Origin of the sequence: Saccharopolyspora gloriosae, from assembly GCF_022828475.1 — a bacterium.
GTDB lineage: Bacteria > Actinomycetota > Actinomycetes > Mycobacteriales > Pseudonocardiaceae > Saccharopolyspora_C > Saccharopolyspora_C gloriosae_A.
In genome coordinates this window covers 862,053-885,021 of record NZ_CP059557.1, presented here as the reverse complement: position 1 = coordinate 885,021, position 22,969 = coordinate 862,053, and the positions used below count along the sequence as shown (strand labels likewise).

Below are 22,969 nucleotides of genomic sequence, written 5' to 3'. Positions count from 1 at the left end.
GATCCGCCGGCCTCGTGCCGGTTCGCTACGAAGTTCGCCGAATCCGGGCTGCTCGTTACTTCGGCCGGTCCAGGAGCTCCGGCGCGGTGAGCCGCCAGACGACGAAGGTTCCGGTGCACGCGGGCGCGACCGGGTACTCCCGAGCCGGACGCCGGTCGACCTCGATGAACCCGAGTGCTTTCGGAATCGCGCCGCTGCGCACGTTCGCCTCGTCGTGCCAGATCTCGACACGATCCGCGCCCAGCCGGAACGCCTCCTCGATCAGCGCGGTCACCGCCCGGCGCATGATGCCGCGTCCCTCGAAGTCCCCGTGCAGCCAATAGCCGATCTCGAAGCCGCCCGGCCCGATCCGGTCCATCAGGCCGGCCGCCCCGATCACCTGCTGCTGCGGGCCGAGCACCGCGTAGTTGAATGCCGTGCGATGCGTCCATTCCCGGTCGTTCTTGCCGACGAAGTCGGCCGCCTCCTTCATCCCGTAGCCCGGTTTCGCCCACGGCATCCACGGCCCCAGGTGGTCCAGCGACTCCGTCACGACTCGCAGTGCGACACCCGCGTCTTCCAGGCGCCACCTGCGAAGATCCACTCCGTCGTACTGCAGTCTCTCGTGCGGCTCCATGTCGCAGGAGTCTGCTGCACTCCACGCCCGAGCGGTACCGAATATCCCGGCGAACCCGGAGGGACGACCGGCGGGAACCGGCCGCCCCTCGCTCGGTCAGGTGAGTGACTGCTCGACGATGTCCGCCGCGCGACGCACACCGCCTGCCTCGTGGATCTCCTGTCGGATCGCTCGCGACCTGGCGAGCAGCTCCGGGTCCTCGCACACCCGGGTCAACGCCGCGCGCAACGCTGCGGGGCTCGCCTGCTCCTTCGGCAACCGCACCCCCAGGCCGAGTTGCTCGATGCGTGCCGCGTTCGCGAACTGGTCCGCGGCCTGCGGAATCGCGATCATCGGCACCCCCGAGTACAGGCCTTCCATCGACCCGCCCATGCCTGCGTGGGTGATGAACACGTCCGCCTGCGACAGGACGTTGAGCTGCGGCACCCACCGGTGCACCTCGACGTTCGGCGGGATCTCCCCCAGCTGGGCGGGGTCGATGACCTTGCCGATGGTGAGCACCACCTGCCAGTCGAGACCGCCGAAGGCGGCCAGGCAGGAGCGGTACAGCTCCAGCTGATCGGTGTAGGCCGAGCCCATCGAGATGAGCAGCACCGGCCGCTCATCGGACGGATGCCACTCGCCTTGGAAGGACCGCCCGGTCAGCATCGGCCCGACGAAGGTGTGGTTGTCCGCCACGGAATCGCCGTTGTACTGGAACGAGCGCGGGATGGTGACCACGCAGCGATCGGGCTCCATCTTCTCGAACGTCAGCGGCACGTCCTGCTCGGCGAAGAACGCGTCGGCGCGGGCGTAGACCGCTTTCAGTTCCGGAGTATCCGGCGAACCGAAGACCTCTTCGATTCCCTCGAACCTCACGTGCGTCGGCGACAGGCAGATCGCAGGCACACCCCACTGGTGCGCGAGCACCGGAGCCTGCAGCGCGCCGATGTCGTAGATGATCAGGTCCGGCCGGTCCTGGTCGTAGGCGGCGGAGAGTTGCGGATGCACCGCGATCATCTCCTCCACGAACAGCAGCACCGCGGCGGCCTGATCCTCCGGCCACTGCTCTTGGGCGGCCGCGGACGGCAACGTCGACTCGTAGCGGACCGACGTGGCACTGGCCTCGGCGACCTGCGGCACGAAGTCGTCGGTCACGGCATACGTGACGCGGTGCCCGCGGGCGTTCAGCTCGGTGACCAGACCGAGTCCCGGATTGACGTGGCCGTGGGCGGGCACGGCCATGAAGGCGATGTGCGCGGATCGGTTCTTCGGCACTTGATTCACTCTGATTCACTCCACGATCGAAAAGCGAGCGCTCGCCAGGGCGAGCGCGAAATGTCCAGCCGTCATCTGCGGATTCACCCGTGCGCGAGCCCGGACCGGCGCGTATCGCCGTCGACGAGCTGAGCGGCCGCGAGACTCGGCCGGAGACGGCGAGTGCGCGGGCGCGTCACGAGTGGTCTTCCGCGGGGCGCGGGAATCAGAGGTAGTACAGGTGCCAGAACATGCCTGAACCGTAACCGGGCCGCGCCGGTGCTGTCGCGTCCTTTTCCGCCACCGCACCGGCCTGCGATGACCGGCTCAGACGGTGCGTTCGGCGATGGCTTCCTCGACCATCCGGCGGGTCTGCCACAGCTCGTTGCCGTTGACGTCGTCGCGCAGCGCGATCAGGTCCGCCATCGTCGCCGTAGCCGGGCGTCCCAGCTTGTCGAGGCTCTTGAGCAGGCCCAGCTGCGCCAGCGCCATGCCGCGTGGTTCCCGGATGGCGCGGAACTTCCCGTGCGCGTCCCGGTAGGTGCGGGCGGCGTCGCCGTAGCGGCCCGCGCGGAAGTGGACGTTGCCGCGCATCTTGCGGTTGTAGGCCAGCGCGCTGGACAGGTCCATCCGGCGGCAGGTCTCTTCCGCGGTCGAGAGCAGCACCAAGGCCTCGTCGTGGTCACCCCGCAGCGACAGCACGTCCGCTTGGCCGCGCAATGCCCACGCGTGGCCGCGGTCGTCACCGGATCGCCCCGCGACTCGCGCGGCCTCTTCGAAGCGCTGCGCCGCCGATTCCAGGTCCCCGGTGTTGCGTTCGATCTGCGCGAGTCCTTCCAGCGCCCACACGATGTGCCGGGACTCCTCGCGTTTGCGCGCCTCGGTGAGCACGTGTTCGTGCAAACCGCGGGCCTGCTCGAAGTCGCCCTGGATGCGGACCGTCTCGGCGACTCCGGCGAAGGCGTAGCCGTAGGCGACGATGTCGCCTGCCTCCGCCGCCAGGTCCCGTCCCCGGGCCAGCCAGCGCAGCGCCAAGTTCAGCTCGCCCCGCTGCCGCGCCAGCGTGCCTCCGCTCCACAGCGCCCACGCCTGCGCACCGGTGTCGTTCGCGGTGCGCGCGGCGCGGTAGCCGGCCTTCCACGCGAGTTCGGCCTCTTCCAGGTACCCCAGCCGACGGCAGGATTCGGCGACGGCCAGCTTCGCCTGCGCGACGTCGAGCGCCGTGCCCTCTTCGGCCGCCCACTGTTCCCGCGCCCGCGCCTGTCCGAGGACGTCCTCGTAGGCCGTGTTCACGGACATGTCCCGCAGTGCGCCTTGGTATTCCGGAGCGAACGCCTTGTTGCCGTTCATTCGAGATCGCCTCACTCGCCTGAGCACCGATGCCTGGCACCGGTTTGTCACCGCTGCGGGTGGCCACCGCTGATGCCCCGTTGGCGGTGGCCACCCGCGTCCCCCGCACCCCTTACTCGAATGAATCTAGGGGTGGAGCAGGGCGATTCGGATCGGCCGAAGTGGCGGCGATCAAGTCGATCGATAGGCCGGTGAAGTCGTTCGATGGGCCGTGGAGCCGAGCCCTTCTCATACTTTCGGCCCGAGTGCTGCGACCTGTCGATCAATCGTGGCGAAGCCGAGCGGGCGGCGGCGAGCCGCTCGCGGTGTCGTTCAGGCTCCGGGCCGCTGGTCGACGGGGAGTGCGCATGCCGGTGTCGCCCCGGGAAGCCGGTGGCGGTTCTCGGCGACCCGCCGGTACGCGAACGCGGCGAGCGAGCGCAGCACCGGCAACGACAGCAACGTTCCCGGTATCGACCACGGGAGACCGCAGTCCTTGAGCAGAGCGGCGACCGCATCCGCCCCGCCGAGCACGCGACCGCGCTCGCTCACCCAGAGCACTTCGTGGCGGGCACGTTGCTCGGTGATGCGCAGCGCCCCTAGGTCCGCGTCCTGCCACGCGACGATGCGCGCCCGCAACGGCAACCGCTCAGCGAGCCGCACGCTACGAGTGCAAAACCCGCAGTCACCGTCGTAAACCAGAACCGGCGTCCCCATCACCACACCTCCCACCCACCAGCCTCCCCGCTCCACCGACCCACGTCGACCCCACCAACGCCCCCGACGCCACACGCCGAATCCGCACCTTTGACGGCAAAGCCCCACCTGCCTTGCGGCCGAAGGCCGTGCTCCACGGCGAAGCCGTGCCGTTGGCGGCGAAGCCGTGCCGTGGGCGGCGAAGCCACGCCTGCCTCGCGGCCGAAGGCCGTGCTCTACGGCGAAGCCGTGCAGTGGGCGGGCGAAGCCACGCCTGCTTTGCGGCGACAGCCGTGCCTGTATGTGCGAAGCACATAGCCCACGTCAAGAAGGTGACCACCGGCGGGTTCTCAGTTGGTCTCTCGCGAGGACAGCTTTTTCCCTCGTGGCGGAGCCACTCGGGAAAAAGATCCCGCAGCGAGAGACCAACTGAGGTTCCGCCACCCGACCACCAAAGCAAACCGACCGGCGGAGACTCCTCAATCGAGATCGTCGTGACGCATCAACTGGCGGCCGGCTTCGGTCAGTGACCCCGACAGCGACGGATAAACCGAGAACGTGTTGGCCAGGTTCTCCACTGTGACCTGGTTCTGCACGGCCAGTGCGATCGGCAGCACCAGTTCGCTGGCGTTCGGGGAGACGACCACGCCGCCGATGACCACCCCGGTCTGCGGACGGCAGAAGACCTTGAGGAAGCCTCGGCGCAGGCCTTCCATCTTCGCCCGCGGGTTCGTCGCCAACGGCAGCATCACGATCCGCGCGGGCACTTCACCGGAGTCGATCGCCTGCTGGCTGATGCCGACCGTGGCGATCTCGGGGTGGGTGAACACGTTGCCCGCGACCGTCTTCAGCTTGATCGGGCTGACGCCTTCGCCCAGCGCGTGCCACATCGCGATGCGCCCCTGCATGGCCGCGACGGAGGCCAGCAGCAGCAGACCGGTGCAGTCGCCCGCCGCGTAGACGCCGGGAACCTTCGTCCTGGACACCCGGTCGACCTTGACGTAGCCGCCGCGGTCGGTTTCGAGGCCGACTCGCTCCAGGCCGATGTCCTCGGTGTTGGGCACCGATCCGACCGTCATCAGGGCATGGCTGGCCTCCACCCGCCTGCCGTCGGCGAGGTGCACGATCACACCCTTCTCGGTGCGTTCGACGCTTTCGGCGCGCGCGTGCTTGACGACTTCGGTGCCGCGCTCGGCGAAGACCTCTTCGAGCACCCCGGCCGCGTCGGCGTCCTCGTGCGGCAGCACGCGATCCCGGCTGGAGATCATCGTGACCTTGACGCCCATCTCGGTGTAGGCGGAGGCGAACTCCACACCGGTCACCCCGGAACCGATCACCGCGAGGTGTTCTGGCAGATCCGGCAGGTCGTAAAGCTGGCGCCAGCTCAAGATCCGCTCGCCGTCGGGCACCGCGCCCGGCAGCACCCGAGGCGTGGCGCCGGTGGCGATCAGCACCACGTCGCCGATGAGTTCCTCGCTGCCGCCGTCGGCCCGATCAACACCGATGTGGTGCTGGGCCAAGCCGTGCGTGCGGTTGGTGAACCTCGCCCGCCCCGCGATGATCTTGACGCCTTCCCGGCGGACGCGGGCGCGGATGTCCGCGGACTGCGCCAGCGCGAGCCCCTTGACCCTGCCGTGCACCACGGCGACGTCGACCGCGACGTTGTCGGGGCTGGTGCGGATGCCCAGTTCGCTGACGTCGCGAGCGGCGGAACGCGCACCCGCGGAGGCGATGAACGTCTTGGAGGGGACGCAGTCGTAGAGCACGCACGCGCCGCCGAGCCCGTCCGGCTCGACCAGCGTGACGTCCGCGCCGTTCTGCGCTGCGACCAGGGCCGCCTCGTAACCGGCGGGCCCCCCTCCCATGATCACGATGCGGGTCACTTCGTGTTCCTCCTGGAATTCCGAGCCTTGTGGGCGCCGAACCCACCCTATGTCGCGCGCATTCCCGGCGATTCGGGCGGTACCCGCCGATTCGCCGCCTTCCGATCGCGACTCGCCGACGACGGTGACGTGGTCCACTCCGACATCGGGCGTATCGATCGCTACCCTGTGGGGCGTGCCGCTGTACGCCGCGTACGGGTCCAACATGGATCCGGCCCAGATGACAGAGCGAGCCCCGCACTCCCCGATGGCGGGAACGGGCTGGCTGATGGACTGGCGGCTGACCTTCGGTGGTGAGGACTACGGCTGGGAAGGTGCGCTGGCGACGATCGTCGAGCACCCCGGCGAGCAGGTCTTCACCGTGCTGTATGACGTCAGCCCCGAGGACGAACGGCAGCTCGACCGTTGGGAGGGCTCCGAGCTGCAGATGCACAAGAAGCTGCGGCTTCGCGTGCAGACCCTGGACGGCCCGGTGCTCGCCTGGCTGTACGTGCTCGACGCCTACGAGGGAGGGTTGCCGTCGGCCCGGTATCTCGGGGTGATGGCCGACGCCGCGGAAGCGGCGGGCGCCCCCGAGGATTACGTGTCGAAGCTGCGCACCCGTCCTTGCGGCAACATCGGACCGTGATCGGCTCGCAGCCGTTGAGCGATCCGGTCACCACATCCCGCGTGTGATAATCACACCGACGGCACACGTTGGTGGCGAGGTGGGTGTGGCCCAGGTCGACGGGACGGTGTCCCAGCAGCGGCGGCGCGAGCAGATCCGGCAGGACGTGCTCGCCCACGGCCAGGTGCGCATCGAACGGCTCGTCGAGGAGTACGGCGTCAGCGGCATGACCATCCACCGCGACCTGGATCTGCTGGAACGCCAGGGCTGGCTGCGCAAGGTACGCGGCGGCGCCACCTCCACCCCGGGTTCGGTGCTGGCCAGGTCGGTGGGTGCGCGGCGCTCCGACGCCGCGGCCGCGAAGGCCCTGATCGCCCGCCACGCGATGCGGCACGTCAGCTCGGGCCAAGTGGTCGCGATCGACGACAGCACCAGCGCGCTGGCGGTCGCCGAACGGCTCGCCGAGTCGGCGCCGCTGACCGTCGTCACCAACTTCCTGCCGGTGATCAATCGCCTCAGCGGGGAGAGCGGGCTGCACGTGATCGGCCTGGGCGGCGACTACCACCCCGGCTTCGACGCGTTCCTCGGCCTGCACGCCGCGGACATGGCGAGCACCCTGCGCTCCGACGTGCTCCTGCTGTCCACGACCGCCGTGGTCGACGGGCACTGCCTGCACCGCTCGCAGGAGACCGTGCAGGTGAAGCGGGCTCTGATGCGCACCGCCGCCACCCGCATCCTGCTGGCCGACCACTCCAAGTTCGAGCGCCGAGCCGTGCACGAGCTGGCGCCGCTGGCCGATTTCGACCTGGTCATCGTGGACGCCGACACCCCGCGGAAGGTGCTCGAAGACTTGCACGGTCACGGAGTCGCCGTGGAGATCGCCGAAGCCTGACCCGGCGGGCGGGCGGCCGACGACTACCGAGCTCGTTGCAGCCGTTCCACCGCGGCGGGCACGTCGGCCAGTGAGAACACCGCGATGTCGGGTTCGCTCAGCTGTTCCGGCGTCGGGTCCGGCGGCGCCTCCCCGCGGACCACCCAGACCGTGCGGATCCCCAACCGCTGCGCGCCGCGGACGTCGGAGTCGAGGCGGTTGCCGACGTGCACCGCGTGCTCCGGTGCCACTCCGGCGCGGTCCAACGCGTGCCGGAAGATCGCCGGATCGGGCTTGGACGCGCCCACCAGCTCCGAGATCGCCCAGTGGTCGATGAACGGAGCCACGCCGTCGCGGCGCAACGCGTCCACCACCAGCGCCCGCTGGTTGGCGACCACGGCGATCTTGTAGCGCGCGGAGAGCTGCCGCAGCGCGGGCAGCACGTCGGGATGCAACGCGGAGGGCGGGTAGAACCAGTAGCTCTCGGCACGATCGGACAACCGCTGCCGCTCCCCATCGCGCAGGAAGCGTTCGGCCATCGCGGTGCGCAGCGAGCCCTCTTGCGACTGCCGCAGCGCGTCGTAGACGCGTTGGAAGTCCGCCTCGAGCAGCACCCCGCCGTTCTCCGCGACCAGTTCGCAGGTCGCCCGCAGCAGAGCTTCCCGGTACCAGGAGTCGTCGTAGATCGGACCGCCCACGTCCAGCAGGATCAGCTCGATCCGCTCGCCCGGTGCCGTGCGAGGCAATGTCGAAGCCGGCCCGGCCTGCTCGCCAGGCAGCTGCGCGACCTGCTCCGGAGCCGGGGAGTCGCCGAAGAACCTCTCGCTCTGTCGTGACACTTCGTGTCCTCCTCATCCCGCGGCCCCGCTGACTCCGCGCGCCGAAGCGGCTGATGCCGACATCGGCGCGGGCCGGAATGCCGGGCTCCTCGCTGAACATAACGCATTCGACTGCGGTTATCACAGCATTGAGTGTGATGTTCTGAGACCTGTTCACAGCCCACCTCCGAGCTGCGCGGTCCCGTCGCCGGCGGGCACCGCGGCCTCGATGCGGGCCACGACGGGAACCGCTCCGGACGGGCCGAGGCGGGCGAGCTCCAGCAGTTCGGCGGCACGCCTGGTACCGCGTCGATCCCGTCGCCGCGCCACCTGCTCGGCCACCACCGCGTGGAACCGGACCGCGGCCGAACCCAGCACTGCCAATGCCTGTTCCAGGCACGCCAGCGCGGTCCGGCGCTCACCGGTGCAGAGCATCTCCGCGAGGGCCGCGTCCAGCGCGTACACCCGGAGCCCGTCCAGTTCGATCACGTCGGCTTCGTTGATCCAGGTCTGCTTGACGACCAGGTTCGGTACCGCGCGGGGCTGGCGGTGGTACGGCACCGCGACGTGCACGGCGGAGTCGCCGAGCGCCTCGGTGCAGCCGTGCATCGCAACGGCCGTGGGGCCGTTGAGCACCGCGTGCGGCCCGGCGCGGAGCAGGGCGGCGTCCGCTCGCGCCAGCGGGTCCAGGGCTCGTTCGGACGGCAGCACCACGCCGGACCACGGCTCGATCCACCGGCCGTCGTCCAGAACGGCTCTTAATCCGTCCACACCGAACAGACGCTCAGCGTCGGCCCGGTGGAGGGCACCGTGCCTGGTTCTACCCGGCGACGAGGTCGCGGCGGGTGAGTCGCATCGACCTGGCGGAGCGGTCCTTTCCCTCCCGGCGGGAGGTGCGGCATCGGTGCGAGGCGCGGGGAGCAGCAGGTTCGCGGTCATACCAATAAGAGGGCGCGAACCCCGGATCTGATACATCCCGATCGGGTGAACGCCGCCGTGGAGCGACGCCGAGCCGCACGGCGCACTGCGCCGACGGCCCGTCGGACCGGTGAGGAGCCTCGCTCAAGGGCGCACGAGGCGCCCCGCCGGGCGAGTCACCGCGTCAGCGCCGACAGCGCCGTCCCGACCATCACCCGGATTCCGACCAGCAACGCCCGCTCGTCCAGATCGAACGTCGGCTGGTGCAGGTCGCGCGCCCGCGCCTGCCCGGAACGCACACCGAGCCGCACGAACGAACCCGGCACGTGTTCCAGGTACCAGCCGAAGTCCTCACCGCCCGAGGACTGCGGAGTGCCGGTGACCGCATGCTCGCCCAGCGCCGCCTGGATCGCCGTGGACATCAGCTCGGTGCTCGCCGCATCGTTGACCACCGGCGGAACACCTCGCCGGTGCTGCAGGTCGAAGCCCACGCCGAGCGGCGCCAGCAGACCCGACACCAGCTCGCGGGTCAGCGGCTCCAGTTCCGCCCAGGTGCCCCGATCGCCGGTGCGCAGCGTCCCGGTGAGCACCCCGGTCTGCGGAATCGCGTTCGGCGCCTCCCCCGCGTGCACCGCACCCCAGGTCAGCACCGTTCCGGTGCGCGGATCGACGCGGCGGGACAGCAACGTCGGCAACCCGGTGATCACGGTGCCCAGCGCGTGCACCAGATCCGCGGTCAGGTGCGGCCGCGAGGTGTGCCCGCCGGGCGAGTTCAGCCGCAGTTCCAGCAGATCGCTCGCGGAGGTGATGGCACCCGCCTTCACCCCGACCCGGCCGACGGGCAGCAGCGGATCGCAGTGCAGTCCGAAGATCTGCTCCACGCCGTCGAGCCCACCGGCGGCGAGCACGTCCAGCGCACCGCCCGGCATGACCTCCTCGGCGTGCTGGAAGATCAGCCGGATCCGGCCGGGCAGCTCCGGCCCCGTCGCCAGCGCCAGCGCCGTGCCCAGCAGGATCGTGGTGTGCGCGTCGTGTCCGCAGGCGTGCGCCGCCCCGTCCGCGGTAGAGGAGAACGCCAGCCCGGTCGCCTCGGTCAGCGGCAGCGCGTCGATGTCGGCGCGCAACGCGATGGTGCGCCGCGGCTGCGCGTTCTCCGGGCCGAGGTCGCACAGCAGCCCGGTGCCGCCCGGCAGCACACGCGGGCTCAGCCCGGCGGCGGTGAGCCGTTCGGCTAGGAACGCGGTCGTGCCGTGCTCGGCTCGGGAGAGTTCCGGGTGGGCGTGAATGTGCCTGCGCCAGGCCAGCACGTGGCCCGCGTTCTCCGTGAGCCAGGCGTCGAGCCAGGCCGGGCCTCGTCCGGCACCCAGGTCTTCCAGCGCACCGTGACCATCGGACCCCACGCCGGACATGGTGTCGCCGTTGTCGCCGATCGGCTCGCCGGGCGGTCTGGCACCCAGCTCGGCCTCCCGCCAGGCGTCGGCGCCGTCCAGGCCGCCGTTGTTCGGTGTCTTGCGCGGATCAGGCCCGCGAGAATCCACTACCGTCACGCCACGCCTCCCGACGTGTGTTGCTGTCGCGCCGCGCCGGGGGCGTGCCCGGTGTCGGCAGCGTTGTGCTTCCCGGTTCGAACCGGGCGGTCTTCGGCCGAAGTCACGAGCCGCGACCTCAAGCCGTGGTCGGTGGCCGCCGCGACGGCCGTCCACGCCATCGCCACCGCTCCGTCGAGCACGGCGCGGTCGGCGGACGGCGAGGCGCACGCCGCGGCGAACTCGGCCTGGTGGGTCACGGCCGCACCGCAGTCCAGCGCGATCATCGGATGGATCGCCGGCAGCACCCGCGTCACGTTGCCCATGTCGGTGCTGCCGATGACCCGTTCGGCCTGTTCGGCTCGCGGAACAGGCATGCGCCCGAGTTCGGTGATCGCCGCGCGGTACGCCTCGGAGAGCTCGTCGTCGCAGGACAGTTCGGCGTACACCGGGGAGACCTGCACGACCTCGTGGGAACAGCCGGTCGCCGTCGCACCCGCCTCGAAGCAGGCCCGGATGCGGTTCTCCAGACGCTCCAAGGAAAACGACTCGGCGGCGCGCAGGTTGTACATCGCCGCAGTGTGAGCGGGAACGACGTTCGGCGCGGCACCGCCTGAAGTCACGATACCGTGCATCATCTGGCCGGATTCGAGGTGCTGGCGCAGCAGCCCGATCGCGACCTGGGCGACGGTCAGGGCGTCGGCGGCGTTGACGCCGAGCTCCGGAGCCGCCGCGGCGTGCGCCGATTTGCCGGTGTAGCGCACCTCGAGGTCGTTGATGGCCAGCGACCTGGGTGCGCAGATCTCCTCGGGTCCCGGGTGCACCATCATCGCCATCGCCAGGCCGTCGAACGCGCCGCGTTCGAGCATCAGCACCTTGCCGCCGCCGAGTTCCTCCGCCGGGGTGCCGATGACGCGGACGGTGATGCCGAGCTCCTCGGCGACCGCCGCCAGTGCCAGCGCGGCGCCGACCGCGGCGGCGGCGATCACGTTGTGCCCGCAGGCGTGGCCGATCTCGGGAAGCGCGTCGTACTCGGCGCAGATGCCGATCACCAGGTCGCCGTCGCCGCGCTCCGCGGAGAAGGCGGTGTCCAGTCCGGCGACCGGTGCCCGGACGGTGAAGCCGTGCTCGGCCAGCAACGCGCTCACTTTTGCTGCGCTGCGGTGTTCGGAGAAGGCGGTCTCGGGCTCCGCGTGCAGGCTGCGCGCCAGCTCGACGAGTTCGTGCTCGTGCCGCCGCACGGTCTCCTGGCAGGTGGCGCGGGATTCGGAACGGAGCACGGCTTTGCAGGCGGATGGGTCTTGGTTCATTTGGCGACCATCCTGCACGATTCCGGTACTGCCGAACTCAGCGGAGTTCGCCGAAACGCCAGCCGGTCGGCGGATTGCGCTCAGTGGTGCCCCGTGATCGGCCGCAGAGTAGAAGTTCCAGATTCAACTTCTTCGCAAGACCGAACTCCACTCACGCATCCGAGGGTGCTGCACGAGAAGCACAACTCCGATCGCAATCACGCGCCGAGCCGGAGTGGGCGGCACGCCCGGAAAGCGGAACTCGCCGATGTCGGTGATCGCGCCATTCGGCAGACGGCGAGACCATCCGCGAACCGCATGGCCGAATGGGGGGCGCTCCTGCTGCGAACGTTTCCTCAAGCGGCGGACGACTTTCCGTCGCTACCGCCGAGGCGCGGACACGCCGCGTCCGAAACTGGAGACGGTGCGAGAAGAGGGTGTGGGCCGGCACCGGTCGGGGGGCTTCCCGGTGCCGGCCCACGTCTGCGAGGGGCCGAAACCCCAAGTAGTGCACCGTCCCGCCGGGAGTGCGGAGTGCGCCGAACCCGGCTCGCACATCCCGTGCAGATGTGAAAATCCCACAGGTTAGCCCGCCAGGTCTAGTCCATAGCGGGAAATCTTCAAAAAGAATGCCAAAAACCGACCGCGTTGCCCTTTTTCACGGACTCGTGGGTGAGGGGTAGCCCTACTTTTTCCACTTGAAGCTGAGGATCGGGCGCTTACGGGCCTTCCGGGACAGGAACACCGCCGCGATGAGCACGAATCCGCCGATACCGGTCACGAGCCGCTGCTTGTCCTGCAGCGCGCTCTGCTGGTCACCGTTGAGATCCGGTCCGGGCGGGGCGGAGGGGTCCTGCGCGAGCAGCGTGGTCGCGGCGGCCGGTGCCTGCGCGGACGCGGCGACGGCGGTGCCACCGGTCGCGGGCGAGAACAGGAGGACCCCGCCGAGCGTCAGGACCGCGAGCAGTCGCCCCATGCGTGCCATCAGCACTCCACACCTTTCCACGCAGCGCTTCGCGGCGGCGGGCCGCCGCACCAGGCCATTTGATCACATGGCGGGCATCGGACGCTCGCCTCCACGGCAGGTTGCCCGGATCGTCGCAACGCGCCGGGTCACGACGTGATGTACGTCGAGACCCCCCGTTTCGCGCACAACGCCTTCTCCCGATCCTGCGGCGTCGACGCGCAGCCGTAGCCCTCGAAGTTCGCGAACCGCCCGCTGCCCTGGTACTCGTCCGGAGACAGCGAGAGGTACTTGGTCATCACGCGTTCGGCCTCGGCGCAGCCCAAGGTCGCGCCCGACTCGTCCTTCTCCGCGTAGAGCCGGTACGTGACGCCCGCGCGATTCGTGATCGTGCCGCAGTCGGTGTCACCGGTGTCCTCGGGCGGCGCCTCCGACTCCTCGGTGTCATCGGACGTGGGCTGCGAGGACTGCGCTTTCGAGGTCGTCACCGTCGTGGTGACGGAGGTGTCGCCGGTCTGCGACGGCTCGGCGGAACCGCTGGGAGCCGGGTCGCCGGTGGCGGGCGGCGGCTGCACTGCCTTCGGCAGGGTCACCACCGCGGGCGGCTGCTGTTCGGGAGCCGCCTCGGGCGCGGCGCCGCATCCCGCTAGACCGAACCCCACGATCATCGCAGTGGTGATCAGTCGGACCCGCATCGCCGCTCCTCGCTCAGTGATCTGCCCCGTCAGCTGGAAGGACGCGCGCCGCCCGCCGGGAAGTTGACCGGAAGTGAGCCAGGGCACATTCGACCTTCGTGGAGCTCTTGCCCGGCAACGGTACCGGTGGCCGCCTTCGACACGACGATCACCGCTGACCGCGATCGCGGTCGATACGCTCGCCCAGCTCATCGAGGACCAGGTTGTCCCGGCGGATGCTGTCCGCCCGGTACGCCGCACGCCCCACCAGCTGCGCCAGCACCGGAGACGTCAGCATCTGGAACAACGCCACCAGTCCCAGCGCCAGCGAGTAGTGCAGGTCCAGCTGCAAGGCCGTGCCGGTGAGGATCAGGATCAGCCCGAGCGTCTGGGGTTTGGTCGCGGCCTGCAACCGCGCGGTGACGTCCGGGAAGCTCAGCAACCCGATCGCCCCGAACAAGCAGGACAGCGCGCCCAGGATCAGGCAGCACGCGGAGATCACATCGAGCCAGTTCACCGGTACGGCTCCTTCTTCTCGACGAGGCGGGCCGCGCTGATCGAACCGATGAACGTCAGCAGCGCGAACGCCGCGAGCAGTGCGATGTTGGAACCGTCGCGCAACCAGCCCATGCTCACGCAGGTCCCGGCGACGATCAACGTGAGCAGCACGTCCAGCGCCACGATGCGGTCCAGCGTCGACGCGCCCAGGATCAGCCTGATCAGCGACAGCAGCCCGGCCACGCACAGCAGCGCGAAGGTCACGACGAACACCACGTCCATCAGGAGTCCTCCTTGAGCCCGGCGTCCCGTGCGACGCGACCGACGATCTCGAGTTCCTGCGCGGATCCGACCGCGCGGACGATGCGCCGTTCCAGGGCCAGCACGTCCCGCCGCACCGTCTCCTCGCCCCCGGCCCGCATCCCGAGCGCGTAGACGTAGCAGATGCGGTGCGCGCGGTCGATCTGCATGACGAACTTGCCGGGTGCCAGCGACACGGCGTTGGCGAGCATCGCGGTCAGGTGGTCGGAGTCGGTCAGCAAGGTCACCTGGACGATCCCCGCCGTGGTCCGCGGCCCGTACCGGATCGCCTGCCACGACACGCGAATCGTGGAGATGACCAGGTCCGAGGCCAGGTAGGCGATCAGCCACAGCAGCTGCAGCGGACGCGCCACCATGTGGGTGGTGAGCGCGGGCAGCGGGAACATGGTCGTCACCAGCAGGGCCACCAGCAGGCCGAACACGAGGGTGCCCAGGTCCAGCGTGCCCCACAGCAGGATCCACACGGCGGTCAGCCACAGCACCAGCGGCAGGCGCCGCAGGGTGCGGCGGGCGAGACGGCTCATCGCGCACCTCCCAGCACTGCTTCGCGGTAGGTCTGGCCGTGCATCAGGTCGTCCGCCGCCCGCTCGCTGACTCCGGCCAGCGGCCCGGCGAACAGGGCGATCACCACGCTCGCGGTGACCAGCACCCCGGTAGCGGCGACCATCGGCCGGGTGGAGTTCCCGGTACCGACGACCAGCTCGTCATCAGGGTCCGGGTCGGGTTCCGGCGCCCGGACCTGACCCCAGAACGCCCGCGTCCACACCCGCGCCATCGCGTACAGGGTGAGCAGGCTGGTGAAGACCACGCCCGCGGTCACCACGTACGCGGGCCAACTCCCGGCGCCGACGCCGGACTGGAGCAGGGCCAGCTTCGCCACGAACCCGGAGAACGGGGGCACGCCTGCGAGGCTCAGCGCGGGCAGCGCGAACAGCACGGCGATCATCGGCGCGGCCTTCGCCAGACCGCCCATCCGGCTCAGCGCCACCGTGCCGGTGTGCCGCGTGATCAGACCGCTGACCAGGAACAGCGTCGCCTGCACGGTGATGTGGTGCACCACGTAGAGGATCACGCCGGTGAGCCCGATGACGTCGTAGACGCCGAGCCCGAACAGCATGTACCCGATGTGGCTGACCAGCAGGAACGACAACATCCGGTTGAGGTCGTTCTGCGCGAGCGCGCCCAGCGCCCCGACCAGCATGGTGATCAGCGCGATCACCAGCATCAGCGTCCACGGGTGTTCGTGGGTGAACACGAGGGTCTGAGTGCGGATCAGCGCGTAGATGCCGACCTTGGTGAGCAGCCCGGCGAACACGGCCGTGACCGGCGCAGGCGCGGTCGGATAGCTGTCGGGCAGCCAGAAGTGCAGCGGCACCATCGCCGCCTTCACACCGAACACGATGACCATCAGCAGGCCGAGGGCCATGCGGAGGCCTTCGGGCAGCTCCCCGACCTTCGCCCCGAGATCGGCCAGGTTCACCGTCGCGGTCGCCGCGTACACCAGCGCGATCATGGTGATGAACAGCAGCGACGAGGTGAGGCTGACGATCACGTAGGTCATGCCCGCGCGCACCCGGCTGGCCGTGGTGCGGCGGGTGATCAGCACGTACGAGGAGGACAGCATGATCTCGAACGCGACGAACAGGTTGAACAGGTCGCCCGCGAGGTAGGCCAGCGACACTCCGGCGCACAGCACCAGGTACATCGGGTGGAACGTGGTGCTGGCCCGCTCCCGGCCGTAGTCGGTGAGCCGCTGCCCGATCGAGTAGATCAGCACCGCGAAGGTCACCACGGCCGACACCACGAGCAGCAGCGCGGAGAGCCGGTCGGCGATGATCGTGATGCCCGCGGGCGCCGCCCAGCCGCCGACCTGCAGCACGACGGGGCCGGTGCGGTCGGTGACGTAGAGCAGGAAACCGGCGTCCGCGATGATCGCCGCGAGCACGACGAGCCCGATGATGCGCTGGAAGTCGGCGAACCGGCCCAGTGCGAGCGACATCCCCGCGGCCGCCAGCGGTAGCAGGACGGGCAGGGCCACGAGGACGGTCACTGGGTGGCCTCCCGTTCGAGTTCCTCTTCTTGCGATTCGTCCTCGGACTCGGCGAGCCTGCGCTCCAGCCGCCGGATTCGACGGTCCTCGACGTCGTCGCGCACTTCGTCATGGCCGAGCAGCACCCACGAGCGGTAGGCGAGCGCGAGCAGGAACGTGGTGAGCGCGAAGGTGATGACGATCGCGGTCAGCGCCATGGCCTGGGGCAGCGGGTCCGTCATCTGTTCCGGCGTGGCGTCCCCGAGGATCGGCGCCCGGCCCGGAGGCCCGCCCGCCAGCTGCAGCATCAGGTTGGCGCCGTGCCCGACGAGCACGGTCCCGATCAGGATGCGCATCAGCGACCGCTGCATGATCAGGTAGAACCCGGCGGAGTAGAGCGCCGCGAGCACCACGGCCATCGTGAGGTTGACGGTGATCTCGTCGGTCATGCTTGTCCCCTCTCCGCCGCGGCCGCGTCGGCTTCGATCCCGGAACCGAGCGTGCGCAGCAGGTCCAGCACCACACCGAGGATCAGCAGGTACACGCCGAGGTCGAGCACGATGCTGGTGACGAACTTGATCTGCCCCAGCAGCGGGACGCCGATCTTGTAGATGGCGCTTTCCAGCAGTTCATTGCCGAACATCAGCGGGACGAACCCGGTGAGGGTGGCGATGGTGAGCCCGAGCCCGATCAGCACCGGGGGCCGCAGCGAGATGATCGCGCTGTCGTCCATCCGGCCGCCCGCGAGGTAGCGCAGCGCGAACGCCTGCCCGGCGACGAGGCCGCCGCTGAACCCGCCGCCCGCGCGGTCGTGCCCGGCGAACAGCAGGTAGATCGACAGCACCAGCACGGTGGGGAACACGATGCGGGCCGCGAGTTCGAGCAGCATGGCGCGTTCCCGGCCGTCCCGCGGGAAGCCGGACAGCAGCCAGCGCTCCCTCGGCGCGTCCCAGCCCGTCCAGGGCACGCGGGGCCGTTCGCCGTTTCGGGGAGCGGTGATCCTCGGGTCGGTCATTCCTGCACCTCCTCGTGCCGTTGGCCGTTCCCGCTGACCACGGATTTCGGACGTTCTTCGGATGGCACCGCGGACGCGCCGCGGGTGCTGCGCCGCCTGCGGTCGAACCGGGCCGCCAGCACGAGGCTCGCGACACCGGTCGCGGCGACGGCGAGCACGGAGATCTCACCGACGGTGTCGAAGGCGCGGAAGTCGACCAGGATCGCGTTCACGATGTTCGTGGCGCCCGCACCCTGCTCGGACTGCGCGATGAAATCGGAGCTGACGTCCGGCGGTCGTTGCCGGGCGGCGCTGAACAGCACTGCCGCGAGCGCGATGACCACCCCTCCGGCCACGGACAGGGCCAGCTTCGGCCAGCGCAGCGAGCGCGCCGTGTCGCCCTTGGTGAAGCGCGCGGGCAGTCGCCGCAGCACGAATACGAACGCGACCATCGTGAGCGTCTCGACCAGGAACTGCGCCAGCGCGACGTCCGGCCCGCCGTCGACGATGAACAGCCCGCCGATGCCGTAGCCGATCACGCCGACGACCACCACGGCGGTGAGCCGCCGCTTGGCGCGCACCGCGGCGATCGCCGCGATGATCACCAGGATGGCCAGCGGCACCTGCAGCAGATTGTGGTAAAGCCGCATGTCATCGGGGATGTGCGCGTGGTAGAGCAGCACCGACCCGGGTACCGCCAGCACGGTGAGCAGGATGATCGCCAGGTACGTCGGCAGCGAACCGACCTGCATCCGCCCGGTGACGCCGACCGCCGTGCGCTCCAGCAACGCCATCATCCGCTCGTAGCCGCGTTGCGCGTCGAGCGGCTTCGGCAGCCGGCTGCGCCACAGGGTGAGCGGGGTGCGCAGCGCGTGCACCCACAACCCGGCCGCCACTGCGATCACGGAGAACAGCAGCGGCAGCTCGAAGCCGTGCCACAGCTCCAGGTGCGGCACCTCGGGACCGGCGGCGAACACGCCCGCGTAGGCGCTCGCGAGCTCATCGGTCAGCGGATAGCCGACGCCGAGCACGACTCCCGCGAACGCGGGGACCGCGGCGGGCACCAGCAGCAGGCCGTTCGGCGGCTTCGCGGCGGTCGCGGGCACCCCGGGCTTGTCACCGAACGCGCCCCACAGCATGCGGGCGCTGTAGGCGACGGTGAACACCGAGCCGAGCACCAGGACCAGGTCGACGAACAGCCCGTTTCCGCCGCGGCCGAGGAACGCGCCGAACGCGGCCTCCTTGCCGAGGAATCCCAGCATCGGCGGCAGACCGGCCATGGAAGCCGCGGCGAGCGCGGCGATGATCGCCAACGCAGGCATCCGGCGGCCCAGCCCGGACAGCTCCCGCACGTCCCGGGTGCCCGCCTGGTGGTCGACGGCGCCGACGACCAGGAACAGGGTGGCTTTGAACAGGCCGTGCGCCAGCAGCATCGCCGCTCCGGCCAGTGCCGCCGCGTACGTGCCCTGCCCGACGAGCACCATCAGGAAGCCGAGCTGGCTGACGGTGCCGTAGGCGAGCAGCTTCTTCAGGTCCGTCTCGTGCAGCGCGCGCCAGCCGCCGAGGACCATCGTGATCAGGCCGAACACCAGGGTCGGCACCCACCACTGCGGTACGCCGACGAACACCGGGCCGAGCCGGGCGACGAGGAAGATGCCCGCTTTGACCATCGAGGCCGCGTGCAGGTAGGCGCTGATCGGGGTCGGCGCGACCATCGCCGTGGGCAGCCAGTTGTGGAACGGCATCTGCGCGGACTTGGTGAGCGCGCCGACGAGGATCAGGCTCGCCGCGACGACCAGCGGCGTGCCGCCCGGCGGCTCGTTGATGATCTCCGAGATCCGGTAGGTCCCGGCGGCTTCGCCGAGGACCACGAAGCCCAGCAGCATCACCAGCCCGCCCATGGCGGTGATCATCAGCGCTTGCAGCGCCGAGCGCCGCGACTCCCGGCTGATGCCGGCCTGCCCGACCAGCAGGAACGAGCAGATCGTGGTCAGTTCCCAGAACACGTAGACGGTGAGCAGGTCATCGGCGAGCACCAGCCCGAACATGGCGCCCGCGAACGCGAGCAGCAGCGGGGCGGAGCGCCGGGCGTCACCGGTCCCCGGCTGGAAGTACCCGATCGAATAGACCAGCACCAGCACGCCGATGCCCGCGACGAGCAGCGTCATCAGCAGGGCGAGGGCGTCGAGCCGGAAGGTGAACTCCAGCCCGAGCAGCGGCGCCCACTGGATCTCTTCCACGATGGCGTCCCCGCCGAGCACCGCACCCGAGCGCGCCAGCACCCAGGTCAACGCGGCTGCGGGCGGCACGGCGGCGATCGCGAAAGCCGCTCGGGTATTGCGCCGGGCTACGATCGGCAAAGCCAGCGCCACCAGCAAATGGACGAGGACGAACGCGGACAAGGGCACCTCCTCGGCGAGCCGGTGATCGACCGACCGTGGACCAGGCGACCCCGTGGAATTGTTCGTCACTCACGCTGCGCCCACCATCGCGCGACCCCACCAGCAGGCCAGTGGGGTCCCAGGACACTCTCGCCGGCCCGCCCGAAGGCGGACGCCGAGTGGTGCGTGACGGGGTCGCCGAACGGTTTGCTCCCGCTGACGGTGGTCCCGGCCGCGCCCAACTTATCCGAATCGCCCCGTCCAGCCATAATCCCGAGCCGCGCCGCCGGTTCGGGAATCAAACCCGCCGGGGGTGGTTTTTCGTTGCGACGAAATAATCTTGGACACCTGCGGTGGTCACGGGGCGGAACATTTCGCGTGGGGAACTTCACTACCGGTAACACGGCTAACCTGCCCAACGGGCTCGTCCGATCACACTGCGTCATACCCGCTGTTGGTCGGCGAACCGCCGGGTTTCGACCAAGCGCGACGGCACTGGATGGAGAATGGGCACGTGCCCACGACTGAGGAAGAGACCTCCGCAGGCGCGGACCGGCTGATCGCCGACCGCTACCGGCTGGAACAGCGCATCGGCGGCGGTGCCATGGGCATCGTGTGGGCCGGCACCGATGAGCTGCTGCGCAGGCCGGTCGCCGTGAAGGAGGTCCTGCTGCCCAGGGGTATGCCCGAGGGCGAGGCGGCCGAACTACGCGAACGCGCTCTGCGGGAGGCGCGGGCCATCGCGCTGGTCACCCATCCGAACGTGGTGACGCTCTACGACGTGGCCCGGCACGAGGGCGAACCGTTCGTCGTGATGGAGCTCGTGCCTTCGCAGAGCCTCGCGGCGGTGCTCAGCGAGCACGGCGCGCTCGACGAACCGCAGCTGGCGCTGGTCGCCGACGGTGTGGCCGCCGCGCTCGACGCCGCGCACCGGGCCGGGATCGTGCACCGGGACGTGAAGCCCGGCAACGTGCTCATCGGCGACGACGGGCGGATCAAGCTCAGCGACTTCGGCATCTCCCGCAACGTCTCCGAGCACACCATCACCAGCACCGGGATCATGCTGGGCACTCCCGCGTTCATCGCCCCCGAGATCGCCTCCGGGGAGGCGGTCACCGACGCCGCGGACCTGTGGGGCTTGGGTGCGACCCTGTTCGCCGCATCCGAGGGCAGGGCGCCCTACGGCACCGATGACGATCCGCTGGCCACGATCACCTCCGTGGTGCGCGGCCCGGTGCCGGCACCGCACGTGACCGGTCCGATCGCGGAGATCATCGCGAACCTGATGATCAAGGACCCGACGCAGCGGATGCCGGCGCAGGAGGTCCGCAGGCAGGTGCAGGGCCTGCTGCCGCCGGCCGGTTCCCGGCCGTTCGACATGCTGCTGGATCCGGACGCCCCGACGGTCAAGGTGCGCAAGCCCGCGAGCACCGCGCAGAGCGGCACCGAACAGCAGCCCGATGCGGAACCCGCGCCGCTGGCCGCCGATCCGGGGCCGTTGCCGTTCATGCTGAGCGACCCGCCTCCCGCGCCGCCGCGCAGGCGTTTCCGCTGGGGTGCGGTGGCGTTGGTGCTGGCGGCCGTCGTGCTGTTCGCGGCGTCCGTCGCGGGCGGTTTCGCGGCGACCCGCGTGCTCGCCGGTCGGAGCGTGCTGCCGGAGTTCCCCATGCAGCCCCAGCCCGCCGGGCCGCGAATGGTCCACTACGTCGACGAGGCCGAGCGCACCGACGACGGCAGCGGCGGCTCCTTCGGGATCACCGCCCCGGAAGGCTTGCAGTTGTTCCGCGGCAGCCGGAACCAGCCCACCGAGAGCATGATCGTGTACTTGGTGTCGCCGGACGGGACCACCGAGGTCGCCGTGGAGCGGTTCCAGCACTACACCGCCGACGGCTACACCGTGCAGGACTACGTCGACGCGCTCCCGCAACGCTCCGCCGGGCAGCACGGCGAATACGACCTGGACACGGATCAGGCGGTCGGCGGCCTCGACGGCGACAGCCGCGAGCAGGACCGGTACCTGCACTACACCAGCAGCCAAGGCGGGCTGATCGGCCCGGCCTCGACGGCGGGGGCGCGCGTCACCAGCTCGCAGCTGATGCCGCGCAACGGTGACCTGTGGGTGCTGCGCGTGACCAAGCCCAGTGAGCAGGCCGCCGCCGCCCAGGAACTGTTCGACACGGCGCTCGGCAGCTTCCACTTGACCGGAGCCCCCTGATCCGGCGGCGAGCGGGGCCGCTGAGGTTCCGCGATCCGGACAGCTGCGCGGAACAAGATCAAGGACGTGGGAAAGACGGCGATCCCCGGTTCCTCCAGCCGCCCACCCGGCGGCGTCGGGATGACTACGCTGTTCGCTCGTGACGTCTTCTGCGACCCCTGATCCGTTCGCCACCGCCAGCGCCGCCGCGGCCGCTCTCGCCGAGAGCACCGGGGCCGCCCACCACGACTTGGCCGTCGTGCTGGGCTCCGGCTGGCGACCCGCGGCCGAGGAGATCGGCGCCCCCGCCGCCGAAGTGACCATGTCCGACCTCCCCGGTTTCGAACCGCCGAGCGCGAGCGGGCACAGCGGGCTGATCTGGTCGGTGCCCGTGGCGGGCAAGCAGGTGCTGGTCTTCCTGGGCCGCACCCACCTGTACGAGGGCAAGAGCATGGACTCCGTGGTGCACGGAGTGCGCACCGCCGTCGCCGCCGGTTGCCGGACGGTGGTGCTCACCAACGCCGCGGGCGGGCTGCGCGAGGGCATGTCGGTGGGTCAGCCGGTGCTGATCAGCGACCACGTGAACCTCACCGCCCGGTCCCCGCTGGTCGGCCCGCACTTCGTGGACCTCACCGACCTGTACTCACCGCGGCTGCGCGGAATCGCCCAGGAGATCGACGGGTCGCTGGAGGAGGGCGTGTACGCCGGGCTGCCGGGTCCGCACTTCGAGACGCCCGCGGAGATCCGCATGATGCGCGGCAACGGCGTGGACCTGGTGGGCATGTCGACCGTGGCCGAGGCGATCGCGGCGCGGGCCGCAGGCGCGGACGTGTTCGGGTTGTCCCTGGTGACGAACCTGGCCGCCGGGCTGTCCGGGGAGCCGCTGAACCACCAGGAAGTGCTCGACGCCGGGCGCGCGGCAGCAGGCCGCATGGGCAAACTCCTCCGCGATCTGGTCGAGCGGTCCTGAGTCGTCGGGGTCGTTTTGGTTTGGTGGTCGGGTGGCGGAACCTCAGCTGTCTTCTCGCTGCGGGATCTTTTTCCCTAGTGGCTCCGCCACGAGGGAAAAAGCTGTCCTCGCGAGAAGACAGCTGAGAACCCGCGGGTGAGCGGCTTCTTGACGTG

22 protein-coding genes are annotated in these 22,969 nt (G+C 70.1%); 4 read left to right on the top strand and 18 right to left on the bottom strand.

The window, feature by feature from the left end; all coding sequences use genetic code 11:
• Positions 1 to 55 precede the first annotated feature (55 nt).
• From H2Q94_RS03790 to H2Q94_RS03770, 5 genes are all read right to left on the bottom strand, one after another.
• Positions 56 to 616 carry a GNAT family N-acetyltransferase gene (locus H2Q94_RS03790; RefSeq protein WP_243792055.1) on the bottom strand — a complete coding sequence of 187 codons (561 nt, stop codon included), beginning with the start codon at positions 614 to 616 and terminating at the stop codon, positions 56 to 58.
• 96 nt (positions 617 to 712) lie between these two features.
• Positions 713 to 1,840 carry a macrolide family glycosyltransferase gene (locus H2Q94_RS03785; protein ID WP_397545466.1) on the bottom strand — a complete coding sequence of 376 codons (1,128 nt, stop codon included), beginning with the start codon at positions 1,838 to 1,840 and terminating at the stop codon, positions 713 to 715.
• Between the two features lie 339 nt (positions 1,841 to 2,179).
• Positions 2,180 to 3,202 (bottom strand): tetratricopeptide repeat protein, encoded by a 1,023-nt coding sequence (locus H2Q94_RS03780; protein ID WP_243792050.1) that lies wholly within the window; start codon positions 3,200 to 3,202, stop codon positions 2,180 to 2,182.
• Positions 3,203 to 3,514: 312 nt separating this feature from the next.
• On the bottom strand, positions 3,515 to 3,898 hold the full coding sequence (locus tag H2Q94_RS03775) for a thiol-disulfide oxidoreductase DCC family protein (protein ID WP_258718658.1): 384 nt from the start codon (positions 3,896 to 3,898) through the stop codon (positions 3,515 to 3,517).
• A gap of 458 nt (positions 3,899 to 4,356) precedes the next feature.
• Complete coding sequence (locus H2Q94_RS03770; protein WP_243792046.1) at positions 4,357 to 5,760, bottom strand: NAD(P)H-quinone dehydrogenase; 1,404 nt, start codon at positions 5,758 to 5,760, stop codon at positions 4,357 to 4,359.
• A 175-nt stretch (positions 5,761 to 5,935) separates the two neighbouring features.
• Between H2Q94_RS03770 and H2Q94_RS03765 the strand changes: the two genes are divergently transcribed.
• Positions 5,936 to 6,388 (top strand): gamma-glutamylcyclotransferase family protein, encoded by a 453-nt coding sequence (locus H2Q94_RS03765; protein ID WP_243792044.1) that lies wholly within the window; start codon positions 5,936 to 5,938, stop codon positions 6,386 to 6,388.
• Positions 6,389 to 6,467: 79 nt separating this feature from the next.
• Positions 6,468 to 7,259, top strand: a complete 792-nt coding sequence (locus tag H2Q94_RS03760; RefSeq protein ID WP_243792041.1) for a DeoR/GlpR family DNA-binding transcription regulator — start codon at positions 6,468 to 6,470, stop codon at positions 7,257 to 7,259.
• 23 nt (positions 7,260 to 7,282) lie between these two features.
• Here the strand turns inward: H2Q94_RS03760 and H2Q94_RS03755 are convergent, their stop codons facing one another.
• From H2Q94_RS03755 to mbhE, 13 genes are all read right to left on the bottom strand, one after another.
• Positions 7,283 to 8,077, bottom strand: coding sequence for an HAD family hydrolase (locus H2Q94_RS03755; protein ID WP_243792038.1), 795 nt, complete (start codon positions 8,075 to 8,077; stop codon positions 7,283 to 7,285).
• A 153-nt stretch (positions 8,078 to 8,230) separates the two neighbouring features.
• Positions 8,231 to 8,827, bottom strand: a complete 597-nt coding sequence (locus H2Q94_RS03750; protein ID WP_243792036.1) for a hypothetical protein — start codon at positions 8,825 to 8,827, stop codon at positions 8,231 to 8,233.
• A gap of 323 nt (positions 8,828 to 9,150) precedes the next feature.
• On the bottom strand, positions 9,151 to 10,383 hold the full coding sequence (locus H2Q94_RS03745) for an amidohydrolase (protein WP_243795510.1): 1,233 nt from the start codon (positions 10,381 to 10,383) through the stop codon (positions 9,151 to 9,153).
• Positions 10,384 to 10,517: 134 nt separating this feature from the next.
• Entirely contained in the window at positions 10,518 to 11,810 is a 1,293-nt protein-coding gene (locus H2Q94_RS03740) for an amidohydrolase (protein ID WP_243792033.1), read from the bottom strand.
• Positions 11,811 to 12,474: 664 nt separating this feature from the next.
• Positions 12,475 to 12,774, bottom strand: a complete 300-nt coding sequence (locus H2Q94_RS03735) for a hypothetical protein (protein WP_243792031.1) — start codon at positions 12,772 to 12,774, stop codon at positions 12,475 to 12,477.
• A 128-nt stretch (positions 12,775 to 12,902) separates the two neighbouring features.
• Positions 12,903 to 13,448 (bottom strand): hypothetical protein, encoded by a 546-nt coding sequence (locus H2Q94_RS03730; protein ID WP_243792029.1) that lies wholly within the window; start codon positions 13,446 to 13,448, stop codon positions 12,903 to 12,905.
• A gap of 148 nt (positions 13,449 to 13,596) precedes the next feature.
• Positions 13,597 to 13,944: a monovalent cation/H(+) antiporter subunit G gene (gene mnhG / locus H2Q94_RS03725; RefSeq protein ID WP_243792027.1), complete on the bottom strand. Its 348-nt coding sequence runs from the start codon at positions 13,942 to 13,944 to the stop codon at positions 13,597 to 13,599.
• Positions 13,941 to 14,207 (bottom strand): MrpF/PhaF family protein, encoded by a 267-nt coding sequence (locus H2Q94_RS03720; protein WP_243792024.1) that lies wholly within the window; start codon positions 14,205 to 14,207, stop codon positions 13,941 to 13,943. The genes mnhG and H2Q94_RS03720 overlap by 4 nt, the downstream gene beginning before the upstream one ends.
• Entirely contained in the window at positions 14,207 to 14,770 is a 564-nt protein-coding gene (locus tag H2Q94_RS03715) for a Na+/H+ antiporter subunit E (protein WP_243792022.1), read from the bottom strand. Before H2Q94_RS03715 ends, H2Q94_RS03720 begins: the two co-directional genes overlap by 1 nt.
• The gene (locus tag H2Q94_RS03710) at positions 14,767 to 16,296 is read right to left on the bottom strand and encodes a Na+/H+ antiporter subunit D (protein ID WP_243792019.1); all 1,530 of its coding nucleotides are present in this window, start codon (positions 16,294 to 16,296) and stop codon (positions 14,767 to 14,769) included. The genes H2Q94_RS03715 and H2Q94_RS03710 overlap by 4 nt, the downstream gene beginning before the upstream one ends.
• On the bottom strand, positions 16,293 to 16,712 hold the full coding sequence (locus tag H2Q94_RS03705; protein WP_243795509.1) for a Na(+)/H(+) antiporter subunit C: 420 nt from the start codon (positions 16,710 to 16,712) through the stop codon (positions 16,293 to 16,295). The genes H2Q94_RS03710 and H2Q94_RS03705 overlap by 4 nt, the downstream gene beginning before the upstream one ends.
• 8 nt (positions 16,713 to 16,720) lie before the next feature.
• A complete protein-coding gene (locus tag H2Q94_RS03700) occupies positions 16,721 to 17,290 on the bottom strand; it encodes an MnhB domain-containing protein (RefSeq protein WP_243792016.1) in 570 nt (189 codons plus the stop codon).
• On the bottom strand, positions 17,287 to 19,671 hold the full coding sequence (gene mbhE / locus H2Q94_RS03695; protein ID WP_243792013.1) for a hydrogen gas-evolving membrane-bound hydrogenase subunit E: 2,385 nt from the start codon (positions 19,669 to 19,671) through the stop codon (positions 17,287 to 17,289). Before mbhE ends, H2Q94_RS03700 begins: the two co-directional genes overlap by 4 nt.
• A 493-nt stretch (positions 19,672 to 20,164) precedes the next feature.
• Between mbhE and H2Q94_RS03690 the strand changes: the two genes are divergently transcribed.
• Together H2Q94_RS03690 and H2Q94_RS03685 are read left to right on the top strand one after the other, a co-directional pair.
• Complete coding sequence (locus H2Q94_RS03690) at positions 20,165 to 21,865, top strand: serine/threonine-protein kinase (protein WP_243792011.1); 1,701 nt, start codon at positions 20,165 to 20,167, stop codon at positions 21,863 to 21,865.
• A gap of 139 nt (positions 21,866 to 22,004) precedes the next feature.
• On the top strand, positions 22,005 to 22,814 hold the full coding sequence (locus H2Q94_RS03685) for a purine-nucleoside phosphorylase (protein WP_243792008.1): 810 nt from the start codon (positions 22,005 to 22,007) through the stop codon (positions 22,812 to 22,814).
• Positions 22,815 to 22,969: the final 155 nt, after the last annotated feature.

Excerpts from the sequence above, each read along its gene's own strand:
- H2Q94_RS03785 (WP_397545466.1), bottom strand. The coding sequence starts at position 1,840 with ATGGCCGTGCCCGCCCACGGCCACGTCAATCCGGGACTCGGTCTGGTC.
- H2Q94_RS03790 (WP_243792055.1), bottom strand. The coding sequence starts at position 616 with ATGGAGCCGCACGAGAGACTGCAGTACGACGGAGTGGATCTTCGCAGG.
- H2Q94_RS03780 (WP_243792050.1), bottom strand. The coding sequence starts at position 3,202 with ATGAACGGCAACAAGGCGTTCGCTCCGGAATACCAAGGCGCACTGCGG.
- H2Q94_RS03715 (WP_243792022.1), bottom strand. The coding sequence starts at position 14,770 with ATGAGCCGTCTCGCCCGCCGCACCCTGCGGCGCCTGCCGCTGGTGCTG.
- H2Q94_RS03745 (WP_243795510.1), bottom strand. The coding sequence starts at position 10,383 with ATGTCCGGCGTGGGGTCCGATGGTCACGGTGCGCTGGAAGACCTGGGT.
- H2Q94_RS03700 (WP_243792016.1), bottom strand. The coding sequence starts at position 17,290 with ATGACCGACCCGAGGATCACCGCTCCCCGAAACGGCGAACGGCCCCGC.
- H2Q94_RS03735 (WP_243792031.1), bottom strand. The coding sequence starts at position 12,774 with ATGGCACGCATGGGGCGACTGCTCGCGGTCCTGACGCTCGGCGGGGTC.
- H2Q94_RS03740 (WP_243792033.1), bottom strand. The coding sequence starts at position 11,810 with ATGAACCAAGACCCATCCGCCTGCAAAGCCGTGCTCCGTTCCGAATCC.
- H2Q94_RS03720 (WP_243792024.1), bottom strand. The coding sequence starts at position 14,207 with ATGGACGTGGTGTTCGTCGTGACCTTCGCGCTGCTGTGCGTGGCCGGG.
- H2Q94_RS03775 (WP_258718658.1), bottom strand. The coding sequence starts at position 3,898 with ATGGGGACGCCGGTTCTGGTTTACGACGGTGACTGCGGGTTTTGCACT.
- H2Q94_RS03730 (WP_243792029.1), bottom strand. The coding sequence starts at position 13,448 with ATGCGGGTCCGACTGATCACCACTGCGATGATCGTGGGGTTCGGTCTA.